The organism is Bacillus sp. BP-3 (assembly GCF_028401955.1).
GTDB lineage: Bacteria > Bacillota > Bacilli > Bacillales > Bacillaceae_G > Bacillus_A.
In genome coordinates, this window is record NZ_JAQOTJ010000004.1 from 115,271 (window position 1) to 134,780 (window position 19,510).

The following is a 19,510-nucleotide window of genomic DNA, read 5'->3' on the forward strand; positions in this document are numbered from 1 at the left end:
ATACAACATGATCTCTTAAACCTCGCATGTGAAAGGAAATGGCCCTGACCGTTTCTATGTGCGGCCAGATGCTCTCGTCTCCTCCCGAAAAAAGTTTTTTTATGTCGTTAATCTTATTCGTCATTTCCAGACTGTCTCATCAAAATACCTAAAATGGAATCCAAACTTCCTTTTTTAGCTCCAAGAGTAGTCTCCGTTATGTTGATAAACGCTTTTGCTCTTTGCATCGCTTCATAAGGCTGCCACTGAAACAATCCTTCATCGAATATTACTTGTGCAGAAGCAAGCAAAAATTCTATCGTTTCTTGTGGATAATCTGTCATAAAAACCTTTTCATTGATTCCTTGCTTAATCACCTCCGTCAAAACAGGTGTTAGATGTAAAATGGACTGAACTAAGCTTCTCTGGTGCATTTCCGCATTACTTGGTTGGTGAAATTGCTCAATCATTTTTTCTTTGTTCCCCCCAGTTTTTGGTGCTTGCGCCATTAAAATATGAAATAATTTATCAAGTACAGGGATATTAGGATCTGAAGCAATCTTTTTTGCTGCCGCTACATCTGCATGTACAATTCGCATAATAATCGCATCCATTACTTCCTCTTTTGATTTGAAATAATGATAGAACGTTCCTTTCGCGATACCAATTTCCTGCAGAATATCGTTTACCGTCGTTTTCATATATCCTTTAGAAGTAAACAGTTTTTCTGCAGTATCTAAAATTTCATTTCTCCGTTCTTCATGTTCCTTTACAATTCTCATGAATAAACTCCTTTTTACTAGACCGACTGTCGGTCTAATATAATTATATGTAAACACTTCAAAAAGTTGCTCTTTATTATAAATCCGTATTTATTGAATAACTAAATTAAACTTTTACTCCATATAAGAAAAATTCACGATGACATTTATTTTGTCCTTCCTGCTTCACTAAAGCTCACACTCTAATGATTCCTTTTCTACACTAACGTTCTATTTCCTTTTCATTCTCAAAATTATTAGCCCTGCAAGTTCACAAATTCAACTTGTAGGGCTAATACTGCCATACTTTATAAATCATTATATAAAACCTTCGTTCAATCTCCTACGATGAAGCAAAGTAACTTGTTTAGCTACATGCTCAAGAAAACAGCCTGAAAGAAGAGCAATTTATTATGCCCCATCTTCACCATTCTGTGAACCACAATTCTTATTTCATTACTACTCCGATCGCAAATCCATCATATCCTTTACTTCCGACAGTCTGTATTGCCGTTGAAGATAGTTGTGGTTCAGATGCAAGAGTATTAAAAAAACGACGAATTCCCTGAACATTAGTATCAGTGCTACCAGCGTTCACTATCTCTCCCTTACGAACCACATTGTCCGCTACAATTACTGTACCTTTTCGCGATAATTTGAGTGCCCACTTTAAATATTTTGAGTTGTTTTGTTTATCTGCATCTATAAAAATGAAGTCAAACGGGCCGACTCCTTCATCATTTAACTTCGCCAATGATTCGAGAGCAGGTCCAATTCGTACTTCCACTAAATCGGATAACCCCGCACTTGCTACATTTGATTTGGCAATTTCAGCATGGTGTCCCTCCAATTCAAGAGTAATTAAACGCCCGTCTGCTGGTAAAGCCCGAGCAAGCCAAATTGTACTATATCCCCCTAATGTCCCAATCTCTAAAATTCTTTTCGCTCCTTTTATTAGAGCTAGTAAGTGAAGGAATTTTGCCTGATTCGGAGCAACATCTATTGCAGGTAATCCTGCTTTAGAATTTTCCTCCAATACATTCTCAAGGATTTCATCTGAAGGTAATAACTGCTTTGTAATATATGCATCAACTTCAATCCATTTCTGCAAATCTCCCACCATAAACCACTCCTTTTTTATATGTATTTCCGCTTCTATGATTTCAATTCTATTATCTTGCTTTTGCTCAAAGCTGCTATCTCATGTTCTTTATCCAGTTTACTTCATTCAAAATTGAAAAAAAGGTTATAATTCAACTACGGATTTCCCCTTTTCTAATATAATAGTCAATAGTTATTAAATAAGTGGAAGATCGTAAGAATATAAGAAAAAATTCCTTTACGGATAGATAAGCAAGCAGCTAAAAAATAGGTAATGTCACTAGAGGACTAACCAAATAGCCTATCCCCGGCATAATCCCCCTGCCAAAAACATCCCTTTTTCCACTTCCTATACAGTTCATCGTCTTATATTTTATGCAGTATGACCTATTAGTCATTCCTTTCGATCAATTGAAATGAAGACTCTCCTCTATGAATAATTAAAAATAGAGGTTTTTTCCAATGGAGATTGCATCGTACTGATACAATTAAAAGAATTATTTAACAAGTAGATATTTTAGTTTCATCAGGATATAAAGTCGAAGCGTTTGCGAGGTATTGTTGAACAACCCTTATTTCAAGCTACAATTAGTCCTATTTTGAAATTTTCTCCTTCTTTAACTTTATCGCCATAAATATAGTACATGTATGACAAATACTACAGCCAACAAATTTTATAGTTATCAATCACGGAACAATTTCACAAACAGTACCTTGGTTAAAGTTAGTCACTTTCATAGAGCCATAAACCCCTAAATATAGTCTGGTTTGATCCAGATTTGTTCCCAAACTAACATAATAAGCTGATTGAGACCCAAAATTATAATCGGTTTCAATAACACTAAAATCATTTAGTTTACAGTCTGTCCTTACTCTGGTATAAGCTAACCCCCCTCTAATCGGAGGTCGAGCTTCTTCTTTCTGGGCAAAATCGGTGAACACAACGCTTCCCGTTAAATTTGGGATTCCATTCCCCATATATGGCTGGACTCCTGTAAGTGCAGTTCCCCCAAATTTATCGGGTCGGGGATCTTTATGAAAATAACTAGTTAAAGGCTGAAGACGCCCTACTAAAGTTTTTACTGCTTCATTGTAATAAGCAATTGTTTTTTCATCCAAAGTCCGATTCGCAGAACAGCCCCTTATAAACGAAGTAGGAAAAGCACCTTCCCACCCCCGCCAGCCAAAGTTAATAAATCCTTCTTGGTCAAGTTCAGATCTCATTAAAGAAGCTTGAATAAGCTGAGTAACAGGTATTGGTTTATAATGAACGAATGAAAAAATCGACTCTACCAGGTCCTGTCCGACAATCCCCACATATTTGATATACTGATTATAAAACTTTTGAAATGATACGCCGGTTATATTACGAACCCCTTTGGCAATTACCGTAAGCGTTTCCTGAATAGATGAGGGAAGTTCATTAAAACGTGTGACTACAGGTGGATTATAGATAAATGTATTCTTATCTACATCAATTTCAATTATTTTACCTGCTATTTCCATATCATCCTGGCTTAAATTAAATGGATCATAGCCTGCTCCACCATCTCCAGTTGTTAACATAAGTTTTCCGGTTTCAGGTGAAAAGTTTAAGCTATTCACACCATTATGATTAAAAAACGGTCTTCTTATGTTAAGTATTGTCCGTCGTTTTTGTGGCTGACCGTTCGATTGTAAAATCCATTCTTCAACCGTATCAATATGATCATATTGAGTTTCTCTATTTACCCATTTTAGGTTTAAAGTACTGGAATCACACGGGTTAGGCTTAAAATGTTCAGAAAGGGCCCCTGGACCTTGTGTTCCAACTACTGAATAATGAAGATAAAACAAACCGTTAAAATAAAATTTTGGATGAAACGCTAGCCCTAGTAATCCCCGTTCATCATATCCACTACCTGAAACACCTTGTTCAGAACTACCTAATTTTATAATCCGCGAGCGAATATCTAAAAAATTCCTAATAGCTCCGTTTCCTATGTAAAAGATCTCTCCTACCTGGGTTGCAATAAATAATCTTTCAATCGAGTCACCTGGAAGTATAGTTGTTTTCAAAACAGTGGGTAAATTTATCTTACTTACAATGGGTCGTAAACTAACCTTTACTTTTATCAACTAACTTTACATCCCTTTTTATTGTTTTCCATTATAAGAATATGATTAGAACCGTACTATTAGTATCAAAATAGGACCAGGGACTCGGGGGGATTTCCTTTTAATGTTGGTCCGTTTTTGGTAAGTTCTATGTGTTTATTGAAATATTTAAAGTAACAAAGACTTGTCCACTATAATCAAGTGCTTTAATTGAACAAGCGTCACATAAATTATCAAACTTTTTTATAAAATGAAAAATCCATTCAAAAAAAGATCCATTTTGATTAAAAGATTTTTCAAAATGGATCTTTTTTTACGCCGTAGAATAGGAATTATTCTTGTTATTTGGGACTATTTCTGGCTGCGCTGCATTTCTTGCTTCTCCATATAACCTCGCATCCGTCGCATATACTTAGGTGCATCCATCGGATTGCCGGCAATCATTTCAATGATACAGAGTCTTTCGGCACTTTCCTTTCCAGCTTGGATTATAGCTTGATCAAGTTCTCCATAGGTTCGGACCGTAACGGTAAACGCGTTTCCTCCAAAAACTTCGGCCAGCCTGGTGTATGACCATTGAGGGATTTGGTTGTACTTTTGCCCCTCTGTTTTGACATTCAAATATTTCTCAATCGTATAACCATCGTTGTTCAAAATGAAGATGATAGGCTTACAGCCGTAATAGAGCATAGAACTGATTTCCTGTGCTGTTAACTGCAAGGCACCGTCACCTGTAAAAAGTAACACTCGACGTTCCGGCGCGGCCATAATAGCACCGAACGCCGAGGGGGTTGCATAACCGATGGACTGCCATCCTCCCTGCCCAATATACGTTACATTGCCCGGCAGTCTCACTTCCGCCATTCCATTATAAAACGTCCCGGTCTCGACGATTACAATATCCCCATCTTTCAGCATGCGCTGAAAACGGGGATAATAGTTGGAAGCCATTAGAGTAGCGTCGGCGTTAGTTGTGAATTGATCATGAGGGAATGACAATTTTCCTGCTAAACCTTTGCCCGTATAACCTATTTTCTGCACGGCAAGTAGCATGTCGGCTGCAAGAACATTCGGATATTCCGCCTCGGCGATTTTAACCATATCTGGTTGAATATTGACAGTCACCAGCGGGTTCAGCTTTGCGGTAAAATTCGCGGTGTTGGTGTCTGCCCATACCATACCGATCGCAATGATACAATCTGCATTTTCCACCGTACTTTGGACTTCAGAATCTCCGAAAGAGCCCAGGTACATTCCGATATAATTTGGATGGCTCTCGTCGAATCCCCCCTTCCCGTACATCATCGTTACAACAGGCACGTTCATGGCATCGGCCAGTTGCCGAACTGCTGTCTGAAGGTCGAAACGTATGGTTTTCACATCCACCAATATAACTGGACGCTTTGCACGCTCCAGCAGCCGACGGACATGATTCACTGCAGCCTGAAGGGTTTTCAGGTTGGACGTTGGACGTGGTGTTATCGGCTCTTCCCGGATCTTAATCGGCTTGTTCACTAAATCATCGGCCACCACCAGGTATACCGGTTTTTTCTTTTCCTTAGCAATGCGAATCGCAGCCGGAATTTCAATCTTGGCGTTTTCCGGCGTAAGCACCGCGGTATAATCTGTAATCTGCTCATACACCTTGCGGAAGACATCAAAATTCCCATTCATTAGGGTGTGGTGCATCAGCTTATGCTCTTTTTGATCCTTCTCAGGAGGCGCGCCCACAATGTGTATTATTGGCACATGCTCGCTGTTAGCTCCCGCTATCGCATTGCAGGCGCTGAGCTCCCCAACCCCAAAGGTCGTAATAAGAGCAGATATCCCTTTGAGTCTTGCATAGCCATCTGCGGCATAACCCGAGTTTAGTTCGTTCCGTCCTTCTATAAAACGGATACCGTTATAACACTCCAAAGTATCAAGAAGAGTAAAATTATAGTCTCCTGCGACGCCAAAAATTTCGGTAATGCCCTCCAGTTTCAGGCAATCGAACAAATACTGGCCAACCGTTTTTTGAGCAGTTCCGCTTTGCAAATCAAAGCTGTCCGCATTTATCATGTTGTCCATCGTTTGCTCACTCCTTATCCATTTCTTAGGCTTGTTCTGTTTTATAGTACCCTTTTTGATAATTCCCTTTAATTAAACCGGTTATCCATTGTGCTGAGCTAAAGTAAGGCGTTAAACGTACTTTTTTAGAGAAGTATTTATAACTAATACAAATGTGTTATGCAAAAGTAACCGAAACCAAAACTTAATTAAAAAAGAAGCGATTGGTTCCTATCGCTTCTTTTTCTTAACTCAATATTTTATCAAAATAATAACAAAAAACTTTTTATTTCCTTTTGATTTTTCTCTAGTCTAACTAAATTCCCCTCAACACAAAACAATCACATCACCCGCTTAAACATCTTCTCCAATTCATAAGTCGAATGATGCACAAGTATAGGTCTGCCGTGCGGACAAGTATATGGGTTTGTTGTGGTTCGCAGTTCTTCAAGTAAAGCAAAAATTTGATCGTTGGTTAAATATTGATTTGCTTTAATCGATGCTTTACAGCTCATCATAATAGCTGCTTCTTCGCGCAGTTTTTTAATATCGACTTTTTTCAATTTCAACACTTGCTGCATCATTTCATCGATAATTTCCATCTCTTGTCCTTTCGGGAACCATGTTGGATGTGAGCGAACAATGAATGATTGATGTCCGAATTGCTCTAGAAAGATTCCTACTTTTTTCAGTTCCTCTAGTTGTTCTTCGATGCGTAGAAATTCATTAAGCGATAAATCAATTCGGTACGGAACGAGTAATTCTTGTACCTCTGGTGCCACTTGTCCTACTTTATCACGAAAATATTCATAATTAATGCGCTCCTGAGCGGCATGCTGGTCAATCATATATAATCCTTTATCATTTTGAGCGAAAATATATGTTCCGTGCATTTGACCAATTGGATACAACGGCGGTAAATCGTTTCCGTTCATTTCGATTTCTTGCACTTCTTCAAGTTCATCTAATTCAAAACCTTCTTCATGGCCTTCCCAATCATTTTCTTGTGAAAACGGTTCTTCTACAATTGGCTTAGATGGTTGCCAATTGTTTTCTTCTTTTACAAGAGATTGTGGCGGCTGCCATTCCTGTTTTGGTGGATTCCAAAGCGGTGGCTGTGGCTTCTGCTTTTCCTCTTGTTCATCCATTCCACTTGGCAGAACAATAGTTGGCAGCTCTTTCGGTTTTGCGTGCTCAAACTGAAACTGTTCTTGAACACTTTCATCTTTTTCTTTTTTCTTTGTCGCAGAGCCGGCATCAGGAATAAGTTGAATCTTTTTAAATGCATCTTGTAATGCTTTTTCAATAAGCTGCAATAACTCCTGTTCTTTACTAAAGCGAACCTCTAGTTTTGCAGGATGAACGTTCACATCAACTAGCATTGGATCCATTTCAACAGATAAGAAACCAATTGGATAACGTCCAACAGGTAACAACGTATGATAGCCTTGTTGCACTGCTTTCATTAAGACATAATTTCGAACGTAACGACCATTTACAATTGTTGACATATAGTTACGGGATGCACGCGTTACTTCTGGCAACGTCACATAACCACGAATTGTAAAGTCTAACGATTCTGCCTCAATTGGAATTAATTTTTTTGCAACTTGAATACCGTAAATTGCCGCAAGAACTTGTCTTACATCACCATTTCCTGATGTATGAAGTAGTTTCTTCTCATTATGAAGCAAACGCAAAGAGACTTCTGGATGCGACAGTGCAATGCGATATACAATGTCAGTAACATTTCCAAGCTCTGTATGAATCGTCTTCATATATTTTAAGCGCGCTGGTGTATTAAAAAACAGGTTTTGAACCGTAATATCTGTCCCTTTACGGCTCGCTGTTTTTTCTTGTTTTAAAATTTCCCCGCCTTTTATGACAAGGTGTGTTCCCGGTGCATCCCCTGTACTTGTAATTAACTCTAATTCACTGACAGATGCGATACTCGGTAATGCTTCGCCTCGAAAGCCGAGCGTTCGAATACGAAACAAATCATTTTCATCTTTTATTTTACTTGTTGCATGTCTCTCAAAAGCGACGATACAGTCTTCTTCAGCAATGCCATCTCCATTATCGATAATGCGAATTTTCGATAATCCAGCTTCTTCTAAGTGGATTTCAATAGATGTACTATTCGCATCGATGGAATTTTCGACAAGTTCTTTTACAACCGAAGCAGGACGTTCTACTACTTCCCCTGCCGCAATTAAGTTAGAAAGCTGATCATCGAGTTTGCGAATTTTCCCCATCTACTTACTCATCCTTTCTTCAACTTTTTCTGTAAACGGTATAATTCATTTAACGCTTCTAACGGTGTCATATCAAGTAAGTCCATTTTTTTAATTAGCGTTACTACCGTTGTTTCTTTTGAGTTAAGTACAGACTTGTCTTCTGTTTTCACTGATTGTTCTGCTGCAAAGAAGGATAGCTGAGATTCTTCTTCCACTTCTTCTTGCGACAATACTTCTTCTTTTACAACTACTAGTTCTTGTACGATTTCTTCTAAAGCTTTAACTTCCGTTCGTTTCGAAATAATTACTTCCTCTTGACCTTCAAGCTGCGCTAATACTTCTTTAGCACGAGCGATTAAGCTATCTGGAAGCTCTGCAAGCTGAGCAACATGAATACCATAGCTCTTATCTGCTGCCCCTTCTTGAATTTTATGCAAGAAGACAACTTTTCCGTTTTCTTCAATTGCGGAAACATGTACATTTTTTAACTTATCTAAACTTTCTTCTAGAACTGTTAATTCATGATAATGTGTTGAAAATAACGTTTTCGCACCAATTTGATCATGAATATGCTCGATAATTGCTTGCGCTAGCGCCATACCGTCATACGTAGATGTACCTCGTCCAATTTCATCAAATAAAATTAAACTTCTTTCCGATGCATTCGCAATTGCATTTTTCGCTTCTAACATTTCAACCATAAACGTACTTTGACCTGATATTAAATCATCTGCTGCGCCAATTCTCGTAAAGATTTGGTCAAACACAGGGAGTACAGCCTCTGCCGCTGGTACAAAACAACCGATTTGTGACATAACGGTAATCAGTGCTAATTGACGCATATACGTACTTTTACCGGACATGTTTGGACCAGTAATCAAAAAGACATCCATATTTTCAGGCATAATACAATCATTTGGAACATACAATTTGCCGTTTAATACTTTTTCAACGACAGGATGACGACCATCTTTAATAAAAATTTCTCGTTTACTCGTTAATGTTGGTTTTACAAATTGTTCTTCTTCACTTACAGTTGCAAAGCTTTGAAGAACATCTAGTTCACTAATAATTTTTGCTAATTGCTGCAATTTCGGGATAAATACTTTTACTTCTTCGCGAAGAGCTGTGAATAAGTCATATTCTAACTGAACGATTTTTTCTTCTGCTTCTAAAATTAATGTCTCTTTTTCTTTTAACTCATCTGTAATAAAGCGTTCTGCATTCGCAAGTGTTTGTTTCCGCTCATAACGTCCTTCTGGAAGTGCAGATAGATTTGCTTTTGTGACTTCAATATAGTAACCAAAAATACGATTATAACCAATCTTTAATGATTTAATTCCGGTTATATCACGCTCACGTTTTTCAAGCTCTGCAATCCACGTTTTCCCGTTTTTGCTTACATAACGATACTGATCTAATTTCTCACTGTAACCATCTTTAATAATGTCACCATCTTTTATTGAAAGCGGCGGGTTTTCTTGAATACTTCTCTCTAATAACGTTGTTAAGCTTTCACACGGATCAGCGCCTTGAATTAGCTTTGTAGTATAAGCATTATCTAAAAGACTAACCGCTTCTAGAATGGCTGGTACTTGCAGTAAGGACCGCTTTAATTGCAGTAAATCTCGCGCATTGACACTACCATATGAAACTTTACCTGCTAACCGCTCTAAGTCGTATACTTCTTTTAGTTTTTCTTTCAAATCTTCACGGAAGAAATAATCGTTCACAAACGTTTCAACCATTTCTAAACGTTCTTCAATTTTTTCTTTTTGGATGAGTGGGCGTTCCATCCACTGCTTTAACATCCGTCCCCCCATCGCTGTTTTCGTTTTATCTAGCAACCACAATAACGAACCTGTTTTTTCTTTTGTTCGAATGGTTTCTGTTAGTTCTAAATTACGTTTAGAATGAACATCAATCTTCATAAATTGATTTGTATAATAAATTTCAACAGGTTGCAGGTGGTCTAGGGAACGTTTTTGCGTTCGTAAGACATAGCTAAATAAACGTCCAACCGCTGCAAGTAGTTTTGTTTGCGTCACATTTTGAACGAGATGCGTAAGGCTCTCTGGGATTTTTGCTTCTTCCTCATATGAAACTGTCATTTTTAATGTCGCTAACAGCTTATCCAATTCTTCCTTAGAGAACGTAGAAGATACGACAATTTCTTTCGCACCCGTTGCATATACTTCTAGTAATACATCTTCAAGTGTTCCCGTTAATAATGTTACTGTATTTTGACCTGTCGTTAAGTCATTACAAGCTAATGCAATGGAACCATCTTCAAACTGTGTTAGTGCTGCAAGGAAATTATTTTCCTTTTCATCTATCGTACGCCCTTCCATCATCGTCCCTGGTGTAATTAATTGAACAACTTCACGACGCACTACACCTTTTGCTGTTTTAGGATCTTCAACCTGTTCACAAATTGCTACTTTATATCCTTTTTCAATCAATTGTTCAATGTAGTTTTTTGCAGCGTGATACGGTACACCACACATCGGAATCCGTTCGCTTCCGCCCCCATCACGACTCGTTAATGTAATTTCAAGTTCATGTGCTGCTTTTACAGCATCTTCAAAAAACATTTCATAAAAATCGCCTAATCTAAAAAATAAAAAGGCATCTTGATAATCTGCCTTGATCTTTAAATATTGCTGCATCATCGGCGTGTACTGTGCCATTTTGCTCCTCCATACATCTCTCTTTTTCACTTTAAAAATATATTATAACACAATTATACACGAATGATTTTGATCCATCATCTGAAACATATACAAAAAAGCTAGGAAGAGGATCTTCCTAGCTTCAACTTACTCTTCTTCAGCTTCTACAATAAAGTTCGGATCAAGTTCTTCAAACTCATCATCATCCACTTCAAATTGCTGATCATCTTCTTGACATCCATCTGGATTTACACTTACACAAATTTTTGTTTCTCCAACTACCTCTGTGACAAATTCACGTTCTACTGTAACAACCATTTTATTTCCATTTGGTGAAATTACAGCTTCTAAACAATTTGGATGTTGAACGACACGTGCAATAACTTCAATATCTTCCCCAGAAAAATTGTTATCACGATAACCAACTTTCACATCATCTGAGTAATGTACACGCTCTGTTACAACTTCAGTTTTCGTGTTTTCATCATGTGAATACCATGTGTTAATGTCATAATACCCTTCGATTTCTACATACTTTCCATTCTGTTTTGCTTCGTATGCATGGTTAATAACCCAGCATCCTAGAATACTTGTCGGCGTATGATTCGGTGCAACAGTGTGAGTTGTTTTCATATACTTACGCCCTTTTCCCACAACTGCTTTCGTAATAATCTCTCTAAATTCGGACATACGAAACCCTCCTCAATGAATGTTCAATTCATTATATGCGGGATAAATGCGGAATGTGTTATTCTTTTTGAAAATGCTATTATGCACCGTTCATTTTGTTATAAAAAACTTCTGATTTTTAGAAGTTAAAAACAATCATTGACACTGCTACAAACACAAACTGGACCATCACCTATTCGAAACGAAACAAAAAAAGATGTCGAGTTCGACATCTTTTTAGCAACCACACGTGCCTTTCTTATTTGCTATTTCAGCACCTGTTTCTCCTTTTAATACATCGCCGCCAGTTGTAATTAAAATTTCATCTGTGACTGTGTTTGAAATTGTACTTGCAACAAGCTGCAATAAATCATTTACATATGTTTGAGAAGATTTAAACTGTTGGACAACCGGAATTTCATCTAGTTTATCTTGCAACGCATCAATATCCGATTCTACCTTTTTTAACGCTTCCCATTTCCCATAATGCTGTAAATTTACTGCTTGTTTTTGCAAAACTTTAATTTCATCAATTGTACGTTTTACATTTTCATTTTTATGAATTTGCGCTTCTGCACGTTTAAAGAAATCCACTTCTTCTGTTTCAGAAATCATTTTTGCTAATTCTTTCGCTTGCTCTACAATTTCATCTTTTGTAAAGATTTTCATCTATTTCACCTCAATCGGCTCCTCAACCAATTCCCCGTTTAGATACCAAGTTTTCGTTTCAGTAACTTTCACTTTAACAAGCTGTCCGATTACAGATTTTGGAGCTACGAAGTTTACAAGTTTATTGGCACGTGTATAACCTGCAAGTACATCAGGATTATTTTTACTTTCTCCATCAACAAGCACTTCAACGATTTGCCCTTCATACGCTTTATTCTTGTTCGCAGAAAATTCATTTACTAATGTATTTAAACGTTGCAAACGTTCTTTTTTCACTTCCATCGGTACATTATCTTGCATTTTTGCAGCTGGTGTACCTTCACGTGGTGAATAAATAAATGTATATGCACTATCAAAGCCTACTTCACGATATAACGACATCGTTTCTTCAAATTGTTCTTCTGTTTCATTTGGGAAACCAACGATAATATCTGTCGTTAATACTGCATTTTGAATCGCTTCTTTAATTTTACGTACAAGTTCTAAATAATGCTCACGTGAGTATTTACGTGCCATAATTTTCAACATATCTGTACTTCCAGATTGCACCGGTAAGTGAATGTGTTCAACTAAATTGCCGCCTTTTGCAAGTACTTCAATTAAATGATCATCAAAGTCGCGCGGATGGCTTGTAGTAAAACGAATACGTGCTACGTCAACCTTACGAAGTTCATCCATAAGATCTCCTAAACCATATTTCATATCTTCAAAGTCTTTTCCGTATGCGTTTACGTTTTGACCAAGTAGCGTAATTTCTTTATAACCATTTGCAGCTAAATGACGTACTTCTTTAATAATATCTTCAGGACGGCGGCTACGCTCTTTACCACGTGTATACGGTACGATGCAGTACGTACAGAATTTGTCACATCCGTACATAATGTTTACCCACGCCTTAATATCTCCGCGACGTACTTTCGGAAGGTTTTCAATTACATCCCCTTCTTTTGACCATACTTCAACAACAGTCGCTTTCGAGAACATAGCATCTTTTAAAATGTATGGAAGGCGGTGAATATTATGCGTACCAAACACCATATCTACTTGCTGGTATGTTTTCATAATTTTGTTCACCACAGATTCCTCTTGTGACATACAACCACATACACCAATTAAAAGATCAGGATTTCTTTGTTTTAAGGATTTTAAATGACCAAGTTCTCCGAATACTTTATTTTCAGCATTTTCACGAATGGCACATGTATTTAATAGAACCACATCTGCATCTTCTGTAGAGAATGTTGGTTCGTATCCGAGAGTTGTAAAAATACCAGCCATTACTTCTGTATCATGCTCATTCATTTGACATCCATAAGTACGGATATAAAACTTTCTTCCAGCACCAAAATTACGGAACTCTTCTGGTAAGCCAAAATCACGTTCAATTTTAACTTCTTCTTTTCCACGTTTTTTCGCATCTTTTAAAGACGGTGGCTGATATACACTTTCAAAATATTTACTATAATCTTTTTCTGCCTTTTTAGTAGTTGAAGTTGCTTGTTGACCTGCTAATCGTTGCTCTTCGTTCATGATTAATCTCCTTTCACCCTTACATATACAAAGTTTTAACTGTTAGTTGTTGTTTAAGTTGTTTTTATAAAAAAGCATGTCGCTTCATTCCTATACACATTATTATAGTATAAAGCGTTCAGTCAAATTAAACAATAGAGATAGCTTGGATTCATGAACGATTTCACTTGATACTAAAGAGGATAAGAGAAACTCATATAATATGACTCTTGTTTATTATTTTATCATTCTGAATTTTCCCAGTAAACAAAATACTAATTATTATGAAATGATTTGATCATAATTTTGTATCAGAAAAGGCTACCGAATTTTCGATAGCCTTTCATCTATTACATGAACTCTGCTACAAGCTCATCAAACATTTTTTGGTCCATTTGCAGATCAGCATGAACTAATGGTTCTTCACTATAACCTTTTACAAGCTCTTGGTAAGAAGGTTGTTCTTTATTTTGATAAATTAAACCTGTTACTAGACCTTTGTTTTCCATTAATGTTTGCATAGCAATCATACGATTAGATGGATCATATCCTTCTACTTCGCTAAGTCTTGTTAAATTCTCTTTAAACCAATCGTAGGTGTTTACCTTGTTATATGTTACACATGGACTAAATACGTTGATGAGAGAGAAGCCTTTATGTTGAATACCAGCTTCAATTAGCTGTGTTAATTCTTTTAAATCACTAGAGAAACTTTGAGCTACGAACGTTGCTCCAGCAGTTAATGCCATCTCCATTACAGATAGCGCTGGCTCAATCGATCCTTGCGGCGTACTTTTCGTTTTAAAGCCCGCTTCACTACGTGGTGAAGTTTGACCTTTCGTTAAACCATAAATTTGGTTATCCATAACAATGTACGTAATATCAATATTACGACGAATAGAATGAATCGTATGTCCCATACCGATTGCAAAACCGTCACCGTCACCACCTGATGCAATAACTGTTAAATCACGATTTGCCATTTTTACACCTTGTGCAATTGGAAGGGCACGTCCATGAATACTATGAACACCGTAAGAGTTAATGTAACCAGAGATACGACCAGAGCAACCGATACCAGAAATAACCGCTAATTCATCAGGATTTAAACCTACATTTGCAGCAGCACGTTGAATTGCTGCTTGTACTGAGAAGTCACCGCAACCTGGACACCAGTTTGGTTTTACACTATTACGAAAGTCCTTAAATGTTGCCATTTAAAACAGCCCCTTTTTTGCATTCGTTGTAAATTTCTTTTGGCAAGAATGGGTTTCCGTCATATTTCAGCAGACTAGAAATTTTCTCACCATAGCCAAGATTCATCCTCATAATATTAGCAAGCTGTCCAGTTGCATTATTTTCTACAACGACAACACGTTTTGCTTCTTTCACAAGCGGCAACATTTCAGCCGTTGGGAATGGATGAATTAAGCGAACATGAGCATGATTTACTTTTAATCCTTCTTGCTCTAAACGTTCCATCGCTTCTTCAATTGCACCACGAGTTGAGTTAAAGCCTACTAATAATATATCAGCGTCAGCATTTTTGGCATTTTTGTATACTGGGGTTTTAAACTTAATATTCTCCATTTTACGGAAACGTTTGTCCATTTGTGCACTGCGGTTCAGTGCTGATTCAGATGGTTTCCCTGTTTCATCGTGCTCTACGCCTGTTACATGATGAATACCATTTTTCATACCAGGTACAACACGTGGGGAAATACCATCTTCTGTTACTGCATATCGTTTGAAGTATGCTTTATTTTCACGCTCTGGTAACTCAGCATGTAAATCCAGTTTACCACGGCGAATTTCAACTTTTTCTAATTGAAGTGGTTCTACTGTTTGTTTCCCTAAAGAAAGTTGTAAATCTGTTAAAAAGATAACAGGAACTTGATATTCTTCAGCTAAGTTAAATGCTTCTACAATATCATAGAATGCCTCTTCAACAGTACTTGGTGCCATAACGATTTTCGGAATCTCACCATGCGTACCATAAATCATTGCCATTAAATCAGATTGTTCTTGTTTTGTTGGTAACCCCGTACTTGGTCCACCACGCTGTGTATCAATGATTACAAGAGGTGTTTCTGTAATCCCAGCTAATCCAATCGCTTCCATCATGAGAGATAAACCAGGACCTGCTGAAGCTGTTAATGTACGTACACCAGCATAGTTTGCACCAATTGCCATCGTACAAGCAGCGATTTCATCCTCAGTTTGAATAACCGTTCCTCCTACTTTTGGAAGCTTCTTAATTAAGTATTCCATAATCTCAGAAGCAGGTGTAATTGGATAAGCAGACATAAAACGTGCACCGCCAGCTACTGCACCAAATGCGATTGCATCGTTCCCAATCATAAACATACGTTTTTTTCCATCTGCTTTTTCAAGTTGCATCATATTTACTTTTTCGCCAAGCAATTCTTTCATATATTGAGAGCCGCGCTGAATTGCGTCCATGTTCTTCTGAACAACTTGCTCTCCTTTACGACCGAAAATTTCATCTACAACTTCTAAATACACTTTTTCATCCAGCCCTAATACCGCACTAGACGCTCCAACTGCAACCATGTTTTTCATTAAAGATGTACCTAGCTCAGAAGCAATATCCGTAAATGGAATTGCATATAAAGTTACATCTGTTCCTTCAGGAATGCTTGGATTAAATTTTGCATCTGCAACAACAATTCCACCAGGACGTAGTTCGTGGAAGTTAAAATCAATCGTTTCTTGATCAAATGCAATTAAAATATCTAAATCATCTGATATCGCACGTACCTCTGTTGTACTTACGCGAATTTTATTGTTTGTATGACCACCTTTAATTCGTGATGAAAAATGGCGATAACCATATAAATAATAACCTAGTCGGTTTAATGCAATACAGAAGATTTCTCCTGTACTTTCAATTCCTTCACCTTGTTGGCCTCCAACTTTCCATGAAAGTTGACTAATCATTTCCTACACCCCTTTAACTGCATACATTGTAGTGTATTTTTTTACAGTACTAGTTTAGCACTTTTTAAGACAAGAAACTACAATGGACACAAATTATACCTCTTCTGATTTCAGCGAATGTTTCTCATAATCTTAATTCGTTTACAATTCTAGCTCTACAACAGTAAAAATGCAACAATTTGATATAATTTTATCGCTTATTTTTTAAATTTTCTAACTTTTCCACAAACACTTTTATAGCCATGTTCTAAAATGGAATATGATGTATAAAATTACGATATATGAAATTATTGACTTGCTCTTCTTTATAGCGTTTTAATAGTTCATTTATGACATAGTCATAGTGCTCATACCTTTCCACATTTACGACTGTTTCCGTAATCCCATCAAAATCTGATCCGAATCCTACATTCCTCTCGCCGCCAAGCATACACACATGCTCTACGTGCCTTAATATATCATCAGTACAAACAGACTTGTTTGCAGCTAAAAACATTGGGACGAATGTTATCCCAATCATTCCGTTTTTTTGAATTAATGCTCTTATTTGTTCATTCGTTACATTTCTTGGATGCGAACATAACTCATAACTATTTGAATGCGATGCAATTGGATAATCGGCAAGTTCCATCACATCCCAAAACCCTTTCTCTGACAGATGAGAAACATCTGTCCATATCTTGTAGCGATTTAAATCATCCACTACTTTTTCGCCAAACAGTGTTAAACCGCCATCTCGAGACTCTAACGCTCCATCAGCAACTAAGTTCGCATAGTTCCAAGTAAGGCCAACAGAACGAACACCAAGATAATACAACGTTTTTAGCTTCGTTAATTCTTTTCCAATTGCATCGCATCCTTCTAAAGTTAAAAGCGCTCCTATATCATTCGTTTCCAATTGCAGAATATCTTCTTTTGTCCGAATCCATTTTATATTCGGAAGAGTCAAAATTTGTTCATGAAATATATTTGCCATCTCTAATGCAACTGCAAATCGTTGTTCATACGAAACTTCTTCCGGTACATAAATTGCAAAACATTGAATACTACCACCCTTTTGTGTTAACTGATCATATGTAATATGTAAAGAAGAATCATTTTGAAAAGTTCGCTTTCCTTTCCCCATCCATAACTGCCACAATACATCACAGTGCGCATCAAAAATTTTCAATGCTCTTCATCCTTTCTTCCTGAAATATTCTTATGTTTTATTGTATTGTTACAGCTGGCAACCAAAATCTTCTTGCAATGATCATTCCATTAACGATAAGCTTGCCCCTTATGACTGTCCACAAATAGATGGATAAAAATGACCTGTTTGCAAATGCAAACAGGTCATCCAATTTAACGAGGCTCTACAATTAATTTAATTGCTGTACGTTCTTCACCATCAATCATAATATCTGTGAAAGCTGGGATACATATCAAATCCACACCACTCGGCGCCACAAATCCTCTCGCAATTGCTACTGCCTTTACGGCTTGATTCAATGCACCTGCACCAATTGCTTGCATTTCTGCTGAGCCACGCTCACGAATGACTCCAGCAAGTGCACCAGCTACAGAGTTAGGTACTGAAGTTGCTTTAACTTTTAATATTTCCATTGCTCGTTTCCTCCTCGTTTCTTTAAAAAATATTAGCGATTGAGTTCACTTTTAACTTATATTCACGAGCAATGATTCATATTCCTGCTAAAAATTCGTAATTTTTCTAAAAAATTAAAATATATTTTCTTTTCCAACTTTTTGTGTTTTATTCAAAAAATGGTTGATCATCATTAATTAAAATACGATCAATTTTTTTAGCTTTCCCTGTATTAGGATCTACATCAATTAACACGGCACTTAACTGCGTTCTTCCATTGGTTACTTCAAATCGTACTGGAAGGTTTGTTAAAAATTTCTTCAGCACTGCTTCACGATCCATTCCTAAAATTCCATCATATGGACCTGTCATCCCAACATCTGTAATATAAGCTGTTCCATCTGGTAAAATACGATTATCCGCTGTTGGAACGTGTGTGTGCGTACCAACAACTGCTGTAGCACGTCCATCTACATACCATCCTAGCGCTTGCTTTTCACTCGTTGTTTCCGCATGAAAGTCAATAAAAATAATGTTCGTACGTTTTTTTGCGATCTTAATCAATTCGTCCACTTTTCGGAACGGACAATCAATTGGTGGTAAAAATGTACGACCTTGTAAATTAATTACCGCTACTTCTACGCCATTACAATTTACAAAAATAAGTCCTTTTCCTGGCGTTCCTTCTGGGAAATTTGCTGGTCTTGCAAGGTACTTTGCATCATCAATAAATTCAAAAATTTCACGGTTATCCCATGCATGGTTTCCAAGTGTAACTGCTTGTGCACCGCACTCTAAAAAATTACGATAAATTTTCTCTGTAATACCACGTCCACCTGCAGCATTTTCTCCGTTAATAATCGTAACTGTAGGTGTATATTTTTTCTTTAACGCAGGCACGTAATCTTGAATCATCTTTCTTCCTGGCGAGCCTACTACATCCCCAACAAATAAAATTCTCATTGTTCTTACCCTTTCCATCTATACATTCTTCGTAGTTTATTCTCATTAAGTGAAACTTTAATCATCCCTCACCAATTGGGCGCATGCCGGCAGTTTATCTGCCACCTAGCTTCTTCAAAAAAGCGGAAGCGGCTCACTCAGAGTCGCAGAACGTTGGAGCCCCCGATAAAGAGGCGCTTTTTGCCTCGTCCGAGAAGGCGAAACGACCGGAGATTCTAGCCGCTAGAGCTAGACATTACTTTCGCCGAATTGTAAGGT

14 protein-coding genes are annotated in these 19,510 nt (G+C 37.3%); all 14 read right to left on the reverse strand.

The genetic code is table 11. From position 1 onward, the window contains the following. Positions 1 to 113 precede the first annotated feature (113 nt). Positions 114 to 761 (reverse strand): TetR/AcrR family transcriptional regulator, encoded by a 648-nt coding sequence (locus PLX19_RS08255; RefSeq protein WP_272188045.1) that lies wholly within the window; start codon positions 759 to 761, stop codon positions 114 to 116. A 427-nt stretch (positions 762 to 1,188) separates the two neighbouring features. Further along, positions 1,189 to 1,863, reverse strand: coding sequence for an O-methyltransferase (locus tag PLX19_RS08260; protein ID WP_272188046.1), 675 nt, complete (start codon positions 1,861 to 1,863; stop codon positions 1,189 to 1,191). A 665-nt stretch (positions 1,864 to 2,528) separates the two neighbouring features. After that, positions 2,529 to 3,959 (reverse strand): PQQ-dependent sugar dehydrogenase, encoded by a 1,431-nt coding sequence (locus tag PLX19_RS08265; protein ID WP_272188047.1) that lies wholly within the window; start codon positions 3,957 to 3,959, stop codon positions 2,529 to 2,531. 330 nt (positions 3,960 to 4,289) lie between these two features. Beyond that, positions 4,290 to 6,008 carry an alpha-keto acid decarboxylase family protein gene (locus PLX19_RS08270; protein ID WP_272188048.1) on the reverse strand — a complete coding sequence of 573 codons (1,719 nt, stop codon included), beginning with the start codon at positions 6,006 to 6,008 and terminating at the stop codon, positions 4,290 to 4,292. Between the two features lie 320 nt (positions 6,009 to 6,328). Beyond that, complete coding sequence (gene mutL / locus PLX19_RS08275) at positions 6,329 to 8,242, reverse strand: DNA mismatch repair endonuclease MutL (protein ID WP_272188049.1); 1,914 nt, start codon at positions 8,240 to 8,242, stop codon at positions 6,329 to 6,331. A gap of 8 nt (positions 8,243 to 8,250) precedes the next feature. Then, positions 8,251 to 10,914, reverse strand: coding sequence for a DNA mismatch repair protein MutS (gene mutS / locus PLX19_RS08280; RefSeq protein WP_272188050.1), 2,664 nt, complete (start codon positions 10,912 to 10,914; stop codon positions 8,251 to 8,253). Positions 10,915 to 11,043: 129 nt separating this feature from the next. Then, the gene (gene cotE / locus PLX19_RS08285) at positions 11,044 to 11,586 is read right to left on the reverse strand and encodes an outer spore coat protein CotE (protein ID WP_272188051.1); all 543 of its coding nucleotides are present in this window, start codon (positions 11,584 to 11,586) and stop codon (positions 11,044 to 11,046) included. Between the two features lie 216 nt (positions 11,587 to 11,802). Then, a complete protein-coding gene (locus PLX19_RS08290) occupies positions 11,803 to 12,234 on the reverse strand; it encodes a RicAFT regulatory complex protein RicA family protein (protein WP_272188052.1) in 432 nt (143 codons plus the stop codon). Then, a complete protein-coding gene (gene miaB, locus PLX19_RS08295; protein WP_272188053.1) occupies positions 12,235 to 13,764 on the reverse strand; it encodes a tRNA (N6-isopentenyl adenosine(37)-C2)-methylthiotransferase MiaB in 1,530 nt (509 codons plus the stop codon). It abuts the gene before it with no gap. Positions 13,765 to 14,093: 329 nt separating this feature from the next. Then, the gene (locus PLX19_RS08300) at positions 14,094 to 14,960 is read right to left on the reverse strand and encodes a 2-oxoacid:ferredoxin oxidoreductase subunit beta (RefSeq protein WP_272188054.1); all 867 of its coding nucleotides are present in this window, start codon (positions 14,958 to 14,960) and stop codon (positions 14,094 to 14,096) included. Beyond that, the gene (locus tag PLX19_RS08305) at positions 14,947 to 16,704 is read right to left on the reverse strand and encodes a 2-oxoacid:acceptor oxidoreductase subunit alpha (protein ID WP_272188055.1); all 1,758 of its coding nucleotides are present in this window, start codon (positions 16,702 to 16,704) and stop codon (positions 14,947 to 14,949) included. Before PLX19_RS08305 ends, PLX19_RS08300 begins: the two co-directional genes overlap by 14 nt. A 247-nt stretch (positions 16,705 to 16,951) precedes the next feature. Further along, positions 16,952 to 17,875, reverse strand: a complete 924-nt coding sequence (locus tag PLX19_RS08310; RefSeq protein WP_272188056.1) for a dipeptidase — start codon at positions 17,873 to 17,875, stop codon at positions 16,952 to 16,954. Between the two features lie 173 nt (positions 17,876 to 18,048). Beyond that, positions 18,049 to 18,309, reverse strand: a complete 261-nt coding sequence (gene spoVS, locus PLX19_RS08315; RefSeq protein WP_020059065.1) for a stage V sporulation protein SpoVS — start codon at positions 18,307 to 18,309, stop codon at positions 18,049 to 18,051. A 148-nt stretch (positions 18,310 to 18,457) separates the two neighbouring features. Continuing rightward, positions 18,458 to 19,252, reverse strand: coding sequence for a TIGR00282 family metallophosphoesterase (locus PLX19_RS08320; RefSeq protein WP_272188057.1), 795 nt, complete (start codon positions 19,250 to 19,252; stop codon positions 18,458 to 18,460). Positions 19,253 to 19,510: the final 258 nt, after the last annotated feature.